10 protein-coding genes and 1 pseudogene are annotated in these 15,647 nt (G+C 65.8%); 9 read left to right on the top strand and 2 right to left on the bottom strand.

Features of this window, described 5'->3' with window-relative positions; genetic code table 11:
* Positions 1 to 238: 238 nt before the first annotated feature.
* Both aroG and ACEN9G_RS06115 read left to right on the top strand, forming a co-directional pair.
* On the top strand, positions 239 to 1,300 hold the full coding sequence (gene aroG / locus ACEN9G_RS06120) for a 3-deoxy-7-phosphoheptulonate synthase AroG (protein ID WP_056123286.1): 1,062 nt from the start codon (positions 239 to 241) through the stop codon (positions 1,298 to 1,300).
* Positions 1,301 to 1,380: 80 nt separating this feature from the next.
* The gene (locus ACEN9G_RS06115) at positions 1,381 to 2,667 is read left to right on the top strand and encodes an aspartyl/asparaginyl beta-hydroxylase domain-containing protein (RefSeq protein WP_483126496.1); all 1,287 of its coding nucleotides are present in this window, start codon (positions 1,381 to 1,383) and stop codon (positions 2,665 to 2,667) included.
* A gap of 70 nt (positions 2,668 to 2,737) precedes the next feature.
* Here ACEN9G_RS06115 and ACEN9G_RS06110 read toward each other — a convergent pair whose 3' ends face one another.
* A complete protein-coding gene (locus tag ACEN9G_RS06110) occupies positions 2,738 to 5,593 on the bottom strand; it encodes a TonB-dependent receptor domain-containing protein (RefSeq protein ID WP_413343957.1) in 2,856 nt (951 codons plus the stop codon).
* 430 nt (positions 5,594 to 6,023) lie between these two features.
* Positions 6,024 to 6,242: a hypothetical protein gene (locus ACEN9G_RS06105; RefSeq protein WP_413343958.1), complete on the bottom strand. Its 219-nt coding sequence runs from the start codon at positions 6,240 to 6,242 to the stop codon at positions 6,024 to 6,026.
* Positions 6,243 to 6,352: 110 nt separating this feature from the next.
* On the opposite strand from ACEN9G_RS06105, the gene ACEN9G_RS06100 reads away from it, so the two are divergent.
* From ACEN9G_RS06100 to rluB, 7 genes and pseudogenes are all read left to right on the top strand, one after another.
* Positions 6,353 to 7,291 (top strand): ABC transporter permease, encoded by a 939-nt coding sequence (locus tag ACEN9G_RS06100; protein WP_036235137.1) that lies wholly within the window; start codon positions 6,353 to 6,355, stop codon positions 7,289 to 7,291.
* Positions 7,288 to 8,313: an ABC transporter permease gene (locus ACEN9G_RS06095; protein ID WP_483126495.1), complete on the top strand. Its 1,026-nt coding sequence runs from the start codon at positions 7,288 to 7,290 to the stop codon at positions 8,311 to 8,313. Before ACEN9G_RS06100 ends, ACEN9G_RS06095 begins: the two co-directional genes overlap by 4 nt.
* The gene (locus ACEN9G_RS06090; protein ID WP_413343135.1) at positions 8,310 to 9,986 is read left to right on the top strand and encodes an ABC transporter ATP-binding protein; all 1,677 of its coding nucleotides are present in this window, start codon (positions 8,310 to 8,312) and stop codon (positions 9,984 to 9,986) included. The genes ACEN9G_RS06095 and ACEN9G_RS06090 overlap by 4 nt, the downstream gene beginning before the upstream one ends.
* A 119-nt stretch (positions 9,987 to 10,105) precedes the next feature.
* A complete protein-coding gene (locus ACEN9G_RS06085; RefSeq protein ID WP_413343133.1) occupies positions 10,106 to 11,059 on the top strand; it encodes a DedA family protein/thiosulfate sulfurtransferase GlpE in 954 nt (317 codons plus the stop codon).
* A gap of 224 nt (positions 11,060 to 11,283) precedes the next feature.
* A complete protein-coding gene (locus tag ACEN9G_RS06080) occupies positions 11,284 to 12,336 on the top strand; it encodes a glucokinase (protein ID WP_413343132.1) in 1,053 nt (350 codons plus the stop codon).
* Between the two features lie 379 nt (positions 12,337 to 12,715).
* A pseudogene (scpB, locus tag ACEN9G_RS06075) lies at positions 12,716 to 13,309 on the top strand (SMC-Scp complex subunit ScpB); the annotation flags it as partial.
* 99 nt (positions 13,310 to 13,408) lie between these two features.
* Complete coding sequence (gene rluB, locus ACEN9G_RS06070; protein ID WP_483127729.1) at positions 13,409 to 15,466, top strand: 23S rRNA pseudouridine(2605) synthase RluB; 2,058 nt, start codon at positions 13,409 to 13,411, stop codon at positions 15,464 to 15,466.
* Positions 15,467 to 15,647 lie beyond the last annotated feature (181 nt).

Here is a 15,647-nt window from a genome sequence, read left to right as displayed (position 1 = left end):
CCAACGTCGCAGCAATGTTGTTATAGTCAATCGACTACTTCGGAATCTCTCCATGCGCCACGCCGTTTTCTTTACCTTTTATTTTTGGTTTAGCCATTCCAGCCCGACGGCGGTGGAGTAGCGGCAGGTTCACGCAGCAACAGAACAGAGTCCGACACAAGAATCCAAAAGACCGCCGAGCTGGCGGTCTTTTTTTTTACGCCCCAGAATTTAACCAGATCAAGAACGGAGAACTGCAATGCCTCGCACCGACGACTTACGCATCCGCGAAATGAAGGAACTGACGCCGCCCTCGCACCTGATCCGCGAATTCCCGGTGACCCCGGAAGCGGAACAGGTCGCGTCGCAGGCGCGCATGGCGCTGCATCGCATCCTGCATGGGCAGGACGACCGCCTGATGGTCGTGATCGGCCCGTGCTCGATCCACGATCCGAACGCCGCGATGGAATATGCCCGCCGCCTCGTCGAGCAGCGTCACCGCTTCGCCGGCGAGCTGGAAGTGATCATGCGCGTGTACTTCGAGAAGCCGCGCACGACGGTCGGCTGGAAGGGCATGATCAACGACCCGTACATGGACAACAGCTTCCGCATCAACGACGGCCTGCGCATGGCGCGCGAACTGCTGCGCGACATCAATGAACTGGGCCTGCCGGCCGGCACCGAATTCCTCGACGTGATCAGCCCGCAGTACATCGCCGACCTGATCAGCTGGGGCGCGATCGGTGCGCGCACGACGGAATCGCAGGTGCACCGCGAGCTGGCGTCCGGCCTGTCGTGCCCGGTCGGCTTCAAGAATGGCACCGACGGCAACATCAAGATCGCGGCCGATGCGATCAAGGCCGCGTCGCAGCCGCACCACTTCCTGTCCGTGACGAAGGGTGGCCACTCGGCGATCGTGTCGACCGCGGGCAACGAGGACTGCCACATCATCCTGCGTGGCGGCAAGGCGCCGAACTATGACGCGGCCAGCGTCGAGGACGCCTGCAAGCAGCTCGCCGCCAACGGCCTCGCGAGCCGCCTGATGATCGACGCGTCGCACGCCAACAGCAGCAAGAATCCGCAGAACCAGGTGCCCGTGTGCGCGGACATCGGCAGCCAGATCGCGGCGGGCGATACGCGCATCGTCGGTGTGATGGTCGAGTCGCACCTCGTCGGCGGCCGCCAGGACCTCGTGCCGGGCAAGGAACTGACGTACGGCCAGTCCGTCACCGACGGCTGCATCGACTGGGAGACCAGCATCGCCGTGCTGGAAAACCTCGCCGCCAGCGTGCGCGCACGCCGGTTGCGCGACGACGCCTGAAGGGCGGCCAAATAGGTCTTGCCAACGGGAAGCAGCCACTCCAGAATCGGTATGTACATGGTCATACTTGAAGGAGCGGCATGGCTTCCAACGAAGGTGAAATCGGCGCCTGGGAACGCGCGGCCCAGGCGGCACTGAAGGGCGCCAATCCGCGCCTCGCGGCGCAGCTGTGGCAGCGCATCCTGGAGCAGGTGCCGACGCACGGTCCGGCACTGCTCGGCATGGCGCAGCTGCATTACCGGTCCGGCGCGCTGCCGGAGGCGCGGGCGCTGCTCGAGCGCCTCGTCGCCGCTGACGGACGCGACAAGCAGCAGTGGATCAACCTCGCCGTCGTTTGCATGGCCCAGCGCGACGAGGCGCGCGAGGAAGAGGCGATCCGCGGCGCGCTCGTGCTGGAACCGACCGACCTCGTCGCGCTGATCCTGCGTGCCGGCCTGCTCACGCGCCAGGGCAAGCGCCACGCGGCCGCGCGCGCGCATGGCGCCGTCGCCGCGGTGGCGCCGCCGCTGCAGCAACTGCCGCCCGAACTGCGCCCGGCCGTGCAGGACGCCATGGCCTACCGCGAACAGTACGACACCGATTTCGGCCGCTTCCTCGACGACCACATGGCACCCCTGTTGCGCGACCTGCGCGGGGAGCGCGTGCAGCGCTTCACGGAGTCGCTCGACATCATGCTGGGCCGCAAGCGCCGCTACGAGCCCCAGCCCGCGCTGTTCCACTTCCAGGGCCTGGCGCCCGTCACTTTCTTCGACCGCGCGGACTTTCCGTGGCTCGACGCGTTCGAGCGCGAACTTGACGCGATCCGCGCGGAATTCCTCGCCGCGCAGGCCGGCGCCGAAGGTTTTACGCCTTACATGCAGTATGGCGACGACCAGCCGCTGCGCCAGTGGGCCGATCTGAACAACTCGCTGCGCTGGAGCGCCTTCCACCTCGTCGAAGCCGGCAAGGTCAACGACGCGAATGCGCGGCGCTGCCCGCACACGATGGCGCTGCTGGCGGGTGCGCCGCAGCCGGACCAGCCGGGCCGCACGCCCGTCGCGATGTTTTCCGTGCTCAAGCCGAAGACGCGCATCCCGCCGCACTGCGGCGTCAGCAACGTCCGCGTCGTCACGCACGTGCCGCTCGTCGTGCCGCCGGGCTGCGGCTTCCGCGTCGGCAACGACGTGCGCGCGTGGGAGGAGGGCAAGGCATGGGTGTTCGACGACACGATCGAGCACGAGGCGTGGAACGACAGCGATGCTCCCCGCGCGATCCTGATGTTCGACATCTGGCATCCGCATCTGACGGGGCCGGAACGTGCCCTCGTGACGGCGATGAGCGACGGCATGAACGCGTTTTCGGCGGACGAAGGCAGCTTCGGGTTGTAATCTTCAAAAAGAAAACCGCCGCCGGCCTCGCAGCCGGCGGCGGTTTTTTTACGGCGTCCGATTCAAGCGATCAGAAGCGGTAGGTCACGTTGGCGTAGATGAAGCGGCCGTACGAATCGTAGATCTGCGGGAACGTGTTGCCGTTGCCGTAGGTACCCGTCACCGAGCTGGACGATGCAATCGGCGGATCCTTGTCCAGCAGGTTGTTGACGCCGAAGCTCACGGCCAGCTTGCGGTTGAAGCGGTACACGCCGTTCAGGTCGAAGTAGCTGCGCGAAGCCAGGTACGCGTCACGTTGCGTGTCCAGTTCGCCAGCCAGCTGCGGGTTCCCGTCGAGCATGTCGTTCTTCAGGCGGTCGATGTAGCGCCAGGTGAGCGACAGATCCAGGTTGTACGGGCTCGACCAGGTCGTGCGCAGCTTGTGGCGCCATTTCGGGGTCGGGGTGCCGCAGGTCGCGCCGTACAGGCCCGTGCAGTCATAGCTGCCGTTGCCCGGCAGGTTCTCCACGGTGTAGCTGTGCACGTAGGTGCCGTTCAGCGTGAAGTCCAGGTTGCCGTAGCTCTGCGGCAGGCGGGTGCGGTAGCTGGCGCCCACGTCCAGGCCCGACGTGCCCTGCGAACCGATGTTCGTGGTGCCGGCTTCGACGTAGCCGTTCGGGGTCAGCCACAGCGAACCGAGCTGGTCGCGGTGGATCAGGCCGCAGTACAGCGGATTGCCGGTCGTGAGGCACTGGGTGTATACGCTCTGGGCGTTGACGGCCTGGATCGCGTCCTTGATCTTCAGCTTGAACGCGTCCAGCGTGATGGTCAGGTTCTTGATCGGGTCGATCACGATACCGACCGTGTACGTGTTGGCGGTTTCCGGCTTGACGCCCGGGTTGCCGCCGGTACGGCCGTTGTACTGGTTGGTCGAGTTTTCCGGCACCTTGCCGTACAGCGAAGCCGGCAGGCCCGTGTTGGCGCACTGCGCCTGCGTGGCTTTCGGGGTCTCGCCGCCGCACGGGTCGTCGTTCGGCCCGGCCAGCACCACGGCTTGCGGCGTGTACAGTTCATAGATGTTCGGTGCGCGGACGGCACGCTGGGCCGAACCGCGGACGCGCACCTGGTCGATCGGCTGCCAGTCGAGGCCCAGGCCGAACGTGTTGGTCTTGGCATCCGTGCTGTACTGCGAACGGCGGTACGAACCGGACAGGTCCATGTGCTTCGAGAAGGCCATGTTGTCCAGCAGCGGCAGCTTGAATTCGCCGAAGGCTTCCTTCACGTTGTACGAACCCGCGACGGCCGGGGAGGCGCCGCCGGCACCGGACAGGTCGCCGGTCTGGTTTTCGTAGTCGGGCTCGAAGGCCAGTTTTTCGACGCGCTGCTCGTAGCCGAACGACACGCCGGCGCCGCTTTCGGCGGTCGGCAGCTTCAGGCCGAAGCGGGTCAGGTCGGTGCCGATGTTCAGGCCGAACACGGATTGCTGCGTGAAGCCGCCGTTCGAGCCGGTGGCGTTCAGGTAGTCCAGCGCGGCCTGGTTGACGCCGCCCTGCTTGTACAGGTTGTACGGCACGCAGGCGGTGTCGGAACCGTTGACGACGGAGCGGCACACGGCCTTGCCCGTGGTCGGATCGGCGACGACGTCCAGCGCGTTGGCGATCAGGCGGCTCGAGAAGTAGCCGGTCGCACGGTCGCTGTGGTTGACGCGCGCGAACTGGCCGAACACGTCGTACGACCAGTCGCCGACCATGCCCTTCACGCCCAGTACTTCGCGGAACGAGGAGTCGGTGATGCTGGTGGAACGCGGGCCGCCTTCGACGTTACGCTTGCCGACCGAGACGGTGGCGGTGTCGCCCGGCTTCTTGAGGCCCAGCGCGGTGCGCCATGCATCGTTCAGCAGCGGGTTTTCGTAGGCGATCGTCGCCTGCTGGCCGTAGAAGATGCCGCCTGGCGCGATCTGCGCGTCGGTCGTGTAGTTGTGGAAGCTGAATTCGCTGTAGATGCGCGCGTTCTCGTTGATGTCGAGGTGCACCATCGAGTTGATGTTGTACTCGTCCGATGGGCGCTGGAAGAAGTTCAGCGGGCCGAAGTTGTAGGCGTCGGTGGCCGACACGTACTTGCGCGGATTGCCGTTCGCATCCGGGGTGAACGAGCCGACGCGGGCGATCGAGGTGCCGGAACCGGAGCAGGCGAAGCCCGGATCGGACGCGCCCAGCGAGCAGGCCGAGAAATCGCGCTGCGATTGCAGCAGGGCGTCGGCGTGGCGGTGCGAGGCGAAGAACGTCGCGTTACCCTTGTTGTCGGCGAAGTTCGAGCCCATCAGGATGCTGAAGTCGTACTTCTTGGCGTCGAACGTGTGGTTGCCCGGCAGCGGGAACCCCTTCTGGTTGACGACGCCCTGGATCTCGTCGTTGTGCTGCTTGTGGTTGGCGCCGGAGATGTTGGCTTCCAGTTCCACGCCTTCGTAGTTGTCCTTCATGATGAAGTTGACGACGCCCGACACGGCGCCCGAGCCGTACACGGCGCCGGCGCCGCCGGTCAGCACGTCGACACGGCGGATCAGTTCACTCGGGATCTGGTTCAGGTCGGCCGCGACGCTGAGCACGCTGCCGGACGGCAGGCGCTTGCCGTTGACGAGCACCAGGGTACGCTGCGAGCCCATGCCGCGCAGGTCGACGGTGGCGGTACCGCTGGCGCCGTTCGAGATCGCGGCACCTTGCGACGCGAACACCTGGGGCAGGTTGTTCAGCAGGTCTTCGGTATTGCGTACGCCATCGATCTTGATGTCCTTGGCGCTGAGGGTGGTGATGGGGCTGGAGCCTTCCGTATTCAGCGACGGAATGCGCGACCCCGTCACTTCCACGCGCTGCATCGACGCGGCGGGTGCCGCGCCAGTGTCCTGTGCGTGAGCGACGGACGCGCCGAGCGCCATGCCGCCGGCAAACATCAAACGTACCGATCGAGATAAAACTTTTTCCGACATCATTTGTCTTGAGTCCCTTCTGAGCTGGGCCGGTGCGGACTACGCGCCGGCTCGCAGATCTTGTTATTGATCTACCCCCATCCTTTTGGGAGGGAATTTTTATTTGCTGCAAGACAATGAAATCATTGCTAATAAACAAAGTCAACGTGTAAATATGCATATATGCATCACCACTGTAAATATCACACTTTGTTCTCCGGATATGAGAAATACTCGAAAGAAATTTTGCTTTACATGTTGTATTTAGTTTTTTATTCGAATTTTCATTGATGCGTAATTACAACGTTCTGCCCCATATTGGTGCGGCAATGCACCAAAAACTAGCGGGACAGTGAGTGCTCACTGTCCCGCTCGTCATCGTCCGTCGATCAGCCGGCGAACCGGCTGTCTGTCATCAGAACTGGTAACGCACGCCGGCCTTGAAGAAGCGGCCGATGGCGCCGCTGGCGTCCATCGGGTTGTAGCTCATGCCGCCGTAGGTCAGCGGATCCAGCGGGCCGTTCGCGTACTGCGAGGCGCACTTGTCGCCCCGAAGTACACGTTTTGCATGTCGGCGCGGTAGTTCGCAGTCGCCGTCACGTTCAGGTCCTGGCGGTCCCAGGACAGTAAACACCACAACAGCCCATTCATTTGGTTATGGCCCCATGACATCTTTTCCCGGCAGGGGCGGCGCAATCTGGTCTATAGTTCCGAACGCGTTCGATGACTCACCCGGGAATCCCGATGTTTGCTTATATCCTGCGGCGCCTGTGGCAGATGCTGCCGACGATGGCCGGCGTCGTCGTGCTGGTGTTCGTGCTGTTCAACTGGGTCGGCGGCGACCCCTCGTACCTGTTGGCGGGCAAGATGGCCGACGCGCGCGCCATCGCCAACATCCGCGCCCAGCTGGGACTCGATGCGCCGTGGTACGTCCAGCTCGGCATCTTCGTGAAGCAGATCGTCACGTTCGACTTCGGCAACGCCTGGGCGACGGGCGAGCCCGTGTCGCACATCATCGCCAGCCGCCTGGGGCCGTCGCTGACGGTGCTCGTGCCGCTGACGGTGCTGGAGACCACGATCGGCATCGCGCTGGCGCTCGCCGTCGCCTTCGTGCGCGGCTCGCTGACGGACCGCGTCGTGATGGTCGCGTGCACGGTCGGCATGTCGATCTCGATCCTCGTCTACATCATCGTGTTCCAGTACGGTCTCGCCTATAAGCTCGGGCTGTTCCCCGTGCAGGGCTGGGGCGAGCATTTCACGGAAAACCTGCTGCGCTACGCCACCCTGCCGATCCTGATCGGCCTCACCGTGTCGCTGGCGCCGACATTGCGCCTGTTCCGCAGCTTCGTGCTGGATGAAGTGGGGCAGGACTACGTGCGCACGGCGCGCGCGAAAGGCTTGCCGGAGCGGCGCATCGTCTGGGTGCACGTGCTGCGTAACGCCGCCATCCCCATCATCACGTACGTCATGGCCAACCTGCCGGCGCTCTTGATCGGCGCCTTCCTGCTCGAGCGCTTCTTCGGCATCCCGGGCATCGGGCGCGAAGTGATCCTCGCCGTCGAGCGCAGCGACTTCCCCGTGATCAAGGCGATCACGGTCTACGTCGCCGCCGCCACGATGGTGTTCAACCTGCTGGCGGACCTGATGTACCAGGCCGTCGACCCGCGCGTGCAGCTCAAATGACGGGTCAAGAGCTTAATCTTCCCGCAACTTCTGTCGGCCTGTGGGGTCTGGCCTGGCGCCGCCTGCGCGCCGACCGCGTCGCGATGGTCGCGCTGGCCGTCGTGGGCCTGTTCCTGTTGTCCGTCGTGCTGGCGGCGACGGGCCTCGTCGCGGCCGACTGGGAAGACGAGGTGGCCGTCAATTACGCGCCGCCGTCCTTCGTCGGCCCGGATCCGGCCCTCGCCGCGCTCGCGCAGCCGCCGCGGCCGGCGCCGCCGAATGCGTTCGATCCGCTCGCGGGCGACATCGCCGAGCTGCGGGCGCAACTGGCACGCCAGGGCCATGCCGCGCATGCGGCCAAACGCACCACGCTGCCGTTCGGCGCCGACAAATGGGGCCACGACATCGTCCGGAAGACGATCAAGGGCGGGCAGACGTCGATCGTCGTGGGCCTCGTCGCCGCGTTCGTCGCCGTCGCGCTGGGCACGTTGTTCGGCGCGCTGTCCGGCTTCTACGGCGGGCTCGTCGACGATTCGTTCAACTGGTTCTACAACGTGTTCACGGCGATCCCCTCGATCCTGATGATCCTCACCGTGGCCGCCGTGCTGCAGACGAAGGGCGTGCTGACGATCGTGCTGATCCTCGGCCTCACCGGCTGGACGGGGCCGTACCGCCTGATCCGCGCCGAGTACATCAAGCACAAGGCGCGGGAATACGTGATGGCGGCCGACGCGATCGGCGCGTCCGGCTGGCGCAAGATGTTCGTGCACATCTTCCCGAACGTGTCGCACGTGGCGCTCGTGCAGATGTCGATCCTCGTCGTCGGCTTCATCAAGGCCGAAGTGATCCTGTCGTTCCTCGGCTTCGGCGTGCCGGTGGGCGTCGTCTCGTGGGGCAGCATGCTGAACGAGGCGCAGAATGAGCTCATCCTCGGCAAATGGTGGCAACTGACGGCGGCCGCCAGCGCCATGGCCATCCTGGTCACGGCGTTCTCGCTGTTCGCCGATTCGCTGCGCGATGCGCTGGATCCGAAATTGAAATGAACCTGCTCGACGTCCACAATCTGCGTGTGTCCTTCCGGACCGATAAAAAGAACACGTTCGAGGCCGTGAAGGGCATCTCGTTCAGCCTGCCGCTCGATGCGACCGTCGCGCTGGTCGGCGAATCGGGCAGCGGCAAGTCCGTCAGCTCGCTCGCCGTGATGGGGCTGCTGCCGCCGGAGACGACGATCATCCACCCCGGCTCGTCGATCCGCTTCGAGGGCCGCGAGCTGCTCGGCCTGCCGGTCGCGGAACGCCGGCGCCTGTGCGGCAAGGACATCGCGATGATCTTCCAGGAACCGATGTCGTCGCTGAATCCCGTGTTCACGGTCGGTTTCCAGATCGGTGAAGTGCTGCGCCTGCACCTCGGCATGGACAAGCGCCAGGCGCGCGCCCGCACGCTCGAACTGTTGGAGGAAGTGGGCATTCCCGATCCGGCACACAAGATCGACGCCTACCCGAGCCAGATGTCGGGCGGCCAGCAGCAGCGCGTGATGATCGCGATGGCCATCGCGTGCGAACCGAAGCTGCTGATCGCGGACGAACCGACGACGGCACTGGACGTGACGATCCAGAAGCAGATCATGGAACTGATCGCGACCCTGCAGCAACGCCGCCGCATGGCCGTGCTGTTCATCACGCACGACCTGGGCCTGGTGGGCGAGATCGCGGACCGCGTGATCGTCATGCGCCACGGCGAGGTGCGGGAAGAGGGGCTTGCCACGCAGGTGCTGGGCGACCCGCGCGATGCGTACACGCGCGCGCTGCTGCACTGCCGCCCGCCGCTGGATGCGCGGCCCGTGCGGCTGCCCGTCATCGACGACTACCTGAGCGGACGCGCCCAGCCCGGCGACACGCTGCCCCAGCGCACGCGCGGCTATGCGCCGGGCGACGATAATATCCTCGTCGTAAACAATCTCGCCAAGACCTTTTATCTGCGCGAAGGCCTGTTCGGCAAGCGCGCATTCCAGGCCGTGAAGGACGTGTCGTTCACGCTCCCGCGCGGCAAGACGCTGGGCGTCGTGGGCGAATCGGGATCGGGCAAGACGACGGTCGGCCTCACGCTGCTGCGCCTGCACCGCGCGACCGGCGGCAGCGCGCTGTTCGACGGCCGCGACCTCGTCGCGATGAGCGATGCCGAGTTCCAGGCGTACAAGCGGCGCATCCAGATCGTGTTCCAGAATCCGTACGCGTCGCTGAACCCGCGCTTCACCGTCGGCCAGATCCTGCTGGAGCCGATGCGCATCCACCGCATCGGCGCGAACGATGCGGAGCGTACGGAACATGCGCGCCATCTACTGCAGAGAGTGGGCCTCCCGGCGCAGGCATTCGACCGCTATCCGCACGAATTCTCCGGCGGCCAGCGGCAACGCATCGCCATCGCGCGCTGCCTGACGATGAAGCCGGAGATCCTCGTGTGCGACGAATCCGTGTCCGCGCTCGACGTGTCGGTGCAGGCGCAGGTGCTGAACCTGCTGCAGGACCTGCAGGACGAGTACGGGATGAGCTACATCTTCATCTCGCACGATCTGTCCGTGGTGAAGTACATCTCGGACCGCGTGATGGTGATGCACCACGGCAGCGTCGTCGAGATGGCCGATGCGGACGAGCTCTACCGCAATCCGCAGCATCCGTACACGCAGCAATTGCTGGCCGCCATACCGCGCGGCGCCTGAAAATTCGGGGTCAGGCTCTGACCCCGAATTTTCTGACCCCGAATTTTAGGTGTTGCGCGCGGGCTGCGCGCGTTGCCGCTTTCGCCACGCCGGTGCCGGTTTTCCGCTACCATACCAGGATGGCCCAGCTCTCCCACCTGATTCACGTCTACGGCGTCCTCATCGTGTTCGGCATCGTCCTGCTCGAACAGATCGGACTGCCCATTCCCGCGTTTCCGGTGCTGATCATCGCCGGTGCGCTGGCCGTCGACGGCGGGGCCAACTGGCCGCTGTACCTGGCCGCGGCCGTGCTGGCTTGCCTCATCAGCGATTACTTCTGGTTCCGCGCCGGCCGCTACTACGGCAAGCGCATCCTGCGCCTGCTGTGCAAGATTTCGCTGTCGCCCGATTCCTGCGTCAGCCAGACCGAGGACAATTTCAGCCGCTGGGGCGCGAAATCCCTCGTCGTCGCCAAGTTCATTCCCGGCTTCAACACGATCGCGCCGCCGCTCGCGGGCGCCATGGGCACGACGACGCCGCAGTTCGTCTGGCTGTCCGTCGCCGGCGGCCTGCTGTGGAGCGGCGTGGGCATGGGCCTCGGTGCCTGGTTTCACAACAGCGTGGACGACGTCATCGCATGGTTCGAGACCCTGGGCAGCACGGCGTTGATGGTCGTCGGCTTCCTGCTCGTGCTGTTCGTGTCGTTCAAGTACATCGAGCGCAAGCGCAACCTCGGCGGGGCCAACCTGCCGCGCATCACGATGGACGAGCTCAAGGACCTGGTCGAGGCGGGACACGATCCGCTGATCGTCGACGCCCGCGGCGCCACCGCGCGCCAGCTGGAAGCAGGCATTCCCGGCGCACTGGTCTATGGCGACAACGTGCCGGAGCGCCTGATGGCCACGCTCGACAAGGACCGCCACATCGTCATCTATTGCTCCTGCCCGAACGACGTCACGGCGGCGCAGGTGGCGAAGGAATTCGTCAAGAACGGTTTTCATCGCGCCCGTCCGCTGCACGGCGGCCTGGATGCGTGGAACGACCATTGCGCGGCCGCCCAGGCCGACGCCGAGCTCAAGCCCAAGCACGGCTGAGCAATCATCCATTGACCGATCACGCGGCACCGGCCCGGCGCGCCGGCGCTCGCTCATGCGTTCGATAAATCCCGCGCATTGGTAGCTGGACTACTCGTTGCTACACAGGGGTTTTACGCAAATTCGCCCGGGTGTTGGGTCGGATGTATCTAAACTACAATAAAAGCTTGCGCTGCAGCCAAGAAATCCTTAAGCTTCGAGGAATCTGTTTCTTACGGCCTGCCATGATCGTTTCGCCCGTTGCCATCGTCGATCCGTCCACCGAACCGCGCCTCGACAGCGCCCGATACGCGAGCCCGCGCCTGCTGGCCGACATCGGCGGGACCAATGCTCGCTTCGCGCTGGAAACCGGACCCGGCACGGTCGGGCTGATCGAAGTCCTGCCGTGCGCCGCGTACGCGACCCTCGCCGACGCGCTACGGGCCTACCTCGCGCTGCCGCACGTGGCCGCCGTGGGCGCCGTCCGCCATGGGGCGATCGCGATTGCGAATCCGATCGTCGGCGACTTCGTGCGCATGACCAATCATCACTGGGAATTCTCGATCGAGGCGCTGCGCCGCGAGTGCGGATTCGACGCACTGGCCGTCGTCAACGATTTCTACGCGCTGGCGATGGCGCTGCCGCACCTGGCGGACGGCGAGAAGCGCCAGGTCGGCGGCGGCGCGCCCGTCGCGGGCAGCTCGATCGGCCTGCTGGGAGCGGGGACGGGTCTGGGCGTATCCGGCCTGGTGCCTGCGGAAAACCTGCCGGCTGGCGCCAAGCCGGTCTGGACGGCACTGCGCAGCGAAGGCGGCCATGTGACGTTTTCCCCGGCCAACGAGACCGAAGTCGCCATCCTGCAATTCGCCTGGCGCGAATTCGAACACGTGTCGGCCGAGCGCTTCCTGTCCGGTTCCGGCCTGGAACTGATCTACCGCGCGCTGGCGAACCTGCGCGGCGGCGCGGTGGCGGCACTGGATGCGCCCGAGATCACGCGCCGCGGCCTGGCCGGCACCTGCGTCGTGTGCGACGAGGTCATCGAGGTCTTCTGCGGCATGCTGGGCACCATCGCCGGCAACCTGGCCGTCACGCTGGGCGCCCAGGGCGGCGTCTACATCGGCGGCGGCATCGTGCCGCGCCTGGGCGAGCGCTTCGCCGCCTCGTGCTTCCGCGCCCGCTTCGAGCAGAAGGGCCGCTTCGCGGGCTACCTGGCGCAGGTGCCCACCTATGTGATCACGGCCAACTACCCCGCTTTCGTGGGCGTTTCGGCAATCCTCGCGGACCATCCGGGCGTGTGATCCGCGTCCGCGGCGTCGCTTCCGATGCATGGCAATGTTCTTTTCCCGGTTTTATCGGGTACAATGACTGTCAGTTGGAAGAAACGATGTCGTTCGCTTAGCCCGGCGCCAGGAGCCTCGCCTCCAGAGCCCAGTCTCCCGATGGTGCCGGTAGCCCCGTTTCTCTTGAAAATCAACCGTTTGCGGTCCACTTTCCGGTGAGCCGCCCCGTGCCAGGGCGCAAACCCTCACGGTATCCCGTCCGGTACGCCAATCCGGGCGATGGAACCCCGTTTCAAAGCATGAGTCTCAGTCTGGCGGCTGCCGCGCAGCTGATGGAGCGGGTTATGTTTGATGATTCTTAGCATCCAGAGTTGCACACTCCGCTGACGACATCGTTATGAACACTGATGAGGCCAAGAAGGTCCTCGAGACCGCCTTGCTGTGCGCGCGCGAGCCGATGACGATCCACGCCATGAAGAAGCTCTTCGTCGACGTGGACAAGGACGGCCAGCCGCTGGGCGCCGGCGTCGGGTCGGATACGATCAAGATCCTGCTCGAAGAATTGCGCCAGGATTGGCAGGATCGCGGCATCGAGATCGTCAGCCTGGCATCGGGCTGGCGTTTCCAGAGCCGCCCGGAAATGAAGCCTTACCTGGACCGGATCGCGCCGGAAAAACCGCCGAAATATTCGCGCGCGACCCTGGAAACCCTGGCGATCATCGCCTACCGCCAGCCGGTGACGCGTGGCGACATCGAGGAAATCCGCGGTGTGGCGGTGAATTCGCAGACGATCAAGATGCTGGAAGACCGCGGCTGGATCGACGTGGTGGGCCACCGCGAAGTGCCCGGGCGCCCCGCGCTGCTGGGAACGACGAAGCAGTTTCTCGACGACCTGGGGCTCGCCGCGCTGTCCCAGTTGCCGCCGCTGCAGCAGGTGGCCGACATCGGCGCCGGGCGCAGCCTGGAAGCACTGGAAGCGGCCCTGCAACAATTTGACGACACTTCACCCGTTGAAGTCCCGATACACGACCAAGCGCTCGCGTCCAACGACTGATCGTCGCGCCAGGTCAGCAAAACCAAGAAATGAATGATGAATCCAACTGACATGAACGAGACGATCCCTGCCGAGGCAGGACAGGAGACGGCCGCCAAGCCGAAGCGTCGCACCAAGCCGAAGGCGGAGGCCGCACCCGCGCCCGCACCGGAAGGCGCGCAGCCGGAGGCCGTGGAAAAACCGAAACGCACGCGCAAGACCGCGGCCCAGAAGGCGGCCGAGGCAGCCGAAGGCGCGGCCCCGGCCGTCGCCGCGGCACCGGCCGCCGAACCGGCGCCGCGCAAGCCGCGTACCCGCAAGGCCGCCGTGGCCGAGGCTGCGCCCGCCGCGGCCGAGTCGGCCCCTGCACCCGCGCCCGCGTCGGTGCCTGTTGCCGCTGCACCCGCGCCCGCGCCCGCGCCTGCCGCAGTCGCTCCGGCGGACGACGCTGTCGTCCAGCGCAAGCCGCGCGGCCCGCGCCAGATGCGTGAGCAGCGCCAGCAGCGCGAACCGCGCCAACCGCGCGTCGAGTCCGAAGCGCCCGCGGTGGAGGCCGTTGCCGCCGAGGCGGCACCGGCCGAAGCCGGCCGCAACGAGCAGCGCCGCGACCAGCGCGGCGGCAAGCAGCAGAAGAAGAAAGGCCAGCCGGGCCAGCAGCGCGGCCAGCAGGCACAGAACGCTCAGGGCGCCCAGGGCGGCCAGAACGCTCAACCGCAGGGCCAGAACCAGAAACAGCAGGGCAAGGGCAAGAGCGCCAGGCCCGGCAACAAGCCGGCCAAGGGCGGCAAGGGCAACGATGCCGACGCCGTGTTCTCGTTCGTCACGTCGGACGCGTTCGACGCCTACGAGGGCGGCCGCGGCCAGTCGCAGCCGACCAAGGCGCGCCGCGACCTGACGGCCGAGGACGACGCACCGAAGCTGCACAAGGTGTTGGCGGAAGCGGGCCTCGGTTCGCGCCGCGACATGGAAGAACTGATCATCGCCGGCCGCGTGTCGGTGAACGGCGAGCCGGCTCACATCGGCCAGCGCATCCTGCCGACCGACGCCGTGCGCATCAACGGCAAGCTGCTGCAGCGCCGCGTGAACAACAACAAACCGCCGCGCGTGCTGGTGTACCACAAGCCGGCCGGCGAAATCGTCAGCGCGGACGATCCGGAAGGCCGTCCGTCCGTGTTCGACCGCCTGCCGACCATGAAGACCGGCAAATGGCTGGCCGTGGGCCGCCTCGACTTCAACACCGAGGGCCTGCTGCTGTTCACGAATTCCGGTGACCTGGCGAACCGCTTGATGCACCCGCGCTACAACATCGACCGCGAATACGCCGTGCGTACGCTGGGCGAGCTGGAAGAGGGCATGCGCCAGAAGCTGCTGGCCGGCGTCGAGCTCGACGACGGCACGGCCTCGTTCACCAAGATTGCCGATGGCGGCGGCGAGGGTGTCAACCGCTGGTACCGCGTGGTGATCGGCGAAGGCCGCAACCGCGAGGTGCGCCGCATGTTCGAGGCGGTGGGGCTCACTGTTTCGCGCCTGATCCGTACGCGCTACGGCGCCATGACCCTGCCGTCGGGCCTCAAGCGCGGCCGCTGGGAAGAGCTGGAAGAAAACGACGTGCGTCAGTTCCTCGACGCCTTCGGCATCGAGAAGAAGGGCGGCGCCCAGAACAACAAGGGTGCTGCCGGCGGCAAGGGGCAGGGTGGTCCCAAGGGCCGCGGCAACGACGATCAGCGCTCGAACGGCAACCGCATCGACCGTGCGGACGCCAACCGCAACGTGGATCCGTTCGGTCCGCCGGTGGTGCGTGTCGGCGCGGGCCGCGAAGAGGGCGGCATCCTGGGTGGCCGCGGCGGCCAGGGGCAGGCTCAGGGCCAGGGTGGACGCGGCTTCGGCGGTGACCAGGCACGCGGTAGCAACCAGCCGCGTGGCAACAACCAGCCGCGTGGCGGCAACCAGCCGCGCGGCGGTGGCGGTGGTGGTGGCGGTGGTGGTGGCAAAGGCCCGCGCCAGCCGGATCCGCTGCAGACGACGTTCGGTTTTGCCGGCGCCGGCCAGAACCGCCGCAGCCAGGGTCCGCGCGTGAGCGACCACGGCATGCCGCGCCGCGGCCGCCGCGGTTAATTCGTCAAATCGCGCGGCATGACCTGGGTCATGCCGCGCGAAAATGAATCGCTTGCAGCGCCGTGTTCTTCAAACGTGTAAACTGTTGCATAGCTGTTCATTTTGCAGTGCGGCGATTGCGGCCGACCCTGTATCGGGTTATAATGCATGTCTAACCCGAGTGCTTCCCAATATTGTTTTG

It is taken from the genome of Massilia sp. Masssp94 (genome assembly GCF_059491305.1).
This window is presented reverse-complemented; position numbering and strand designations above follow the sequence as displayed.

Coding starts and splice junctions, on each gene's coding strand:
- aroG (WP_056123286.1), top strand. CDS start 239: ATGCCTCGCACCGACGACTTACGCATCCGCGAAATGAAGGAACTGACG.
- ACEN9G_RS06115 (WP_483126496.1), top strand. CDS start 1,381: ATGGCTTCCAACGAAGGTGAAATCGGCGCCTGGGAACGCGCGGCCCAG.
- ACEN9G_RS06110 (WP_413343957.1), bottom strand. CDS start 5,593: ATGTTTGCCGGCGGCATGGCGCTCGGCGCGTCCGTCGCTCACGCACAG.
- ACEN9G_RS06100 (WP_036235137.1), top strand. CDS start 6,353: ATGTTTGCTTATATCCTGCGGCGCCTGTGGCAGATGCTGCCGACGATG.
- ACEN9G_RS06095 (WP_483126495.1), top strand. CDS start 7,288: ATGACGGGTCAAGAGCTTAATCTTCCCGCAACTTCTGTCGGCCTGTGG.
- ACEN9G_RS06090 (WP_413343135.1), top strand. CDS start 8,310: ATGAACCTGCTCGACGTCCACAATCTGCGTGTGTCCTTCCGGACCGAT.
- ACEN9G_RS06085 (WP_413343133.1), top strand. CDS start 10,106: ATGGCCCAGCTCTCCCACCTGATTCACGTCTACGGCGTCCTCATCGTG.
- ACEN9G_RS06080 (WP_413343132.1), top strand. CDS start 11,284: ATGATCGTTTCGCCCGTTGCCATCGTCGATCCGTCCACCGAACCGCGC.
- rluB (WP_483127729.1), top strand. CDS start 13,409: ATGAATCCAACTGACATGAACGAGACGATCCCTGCCGAGGCAGGACAG.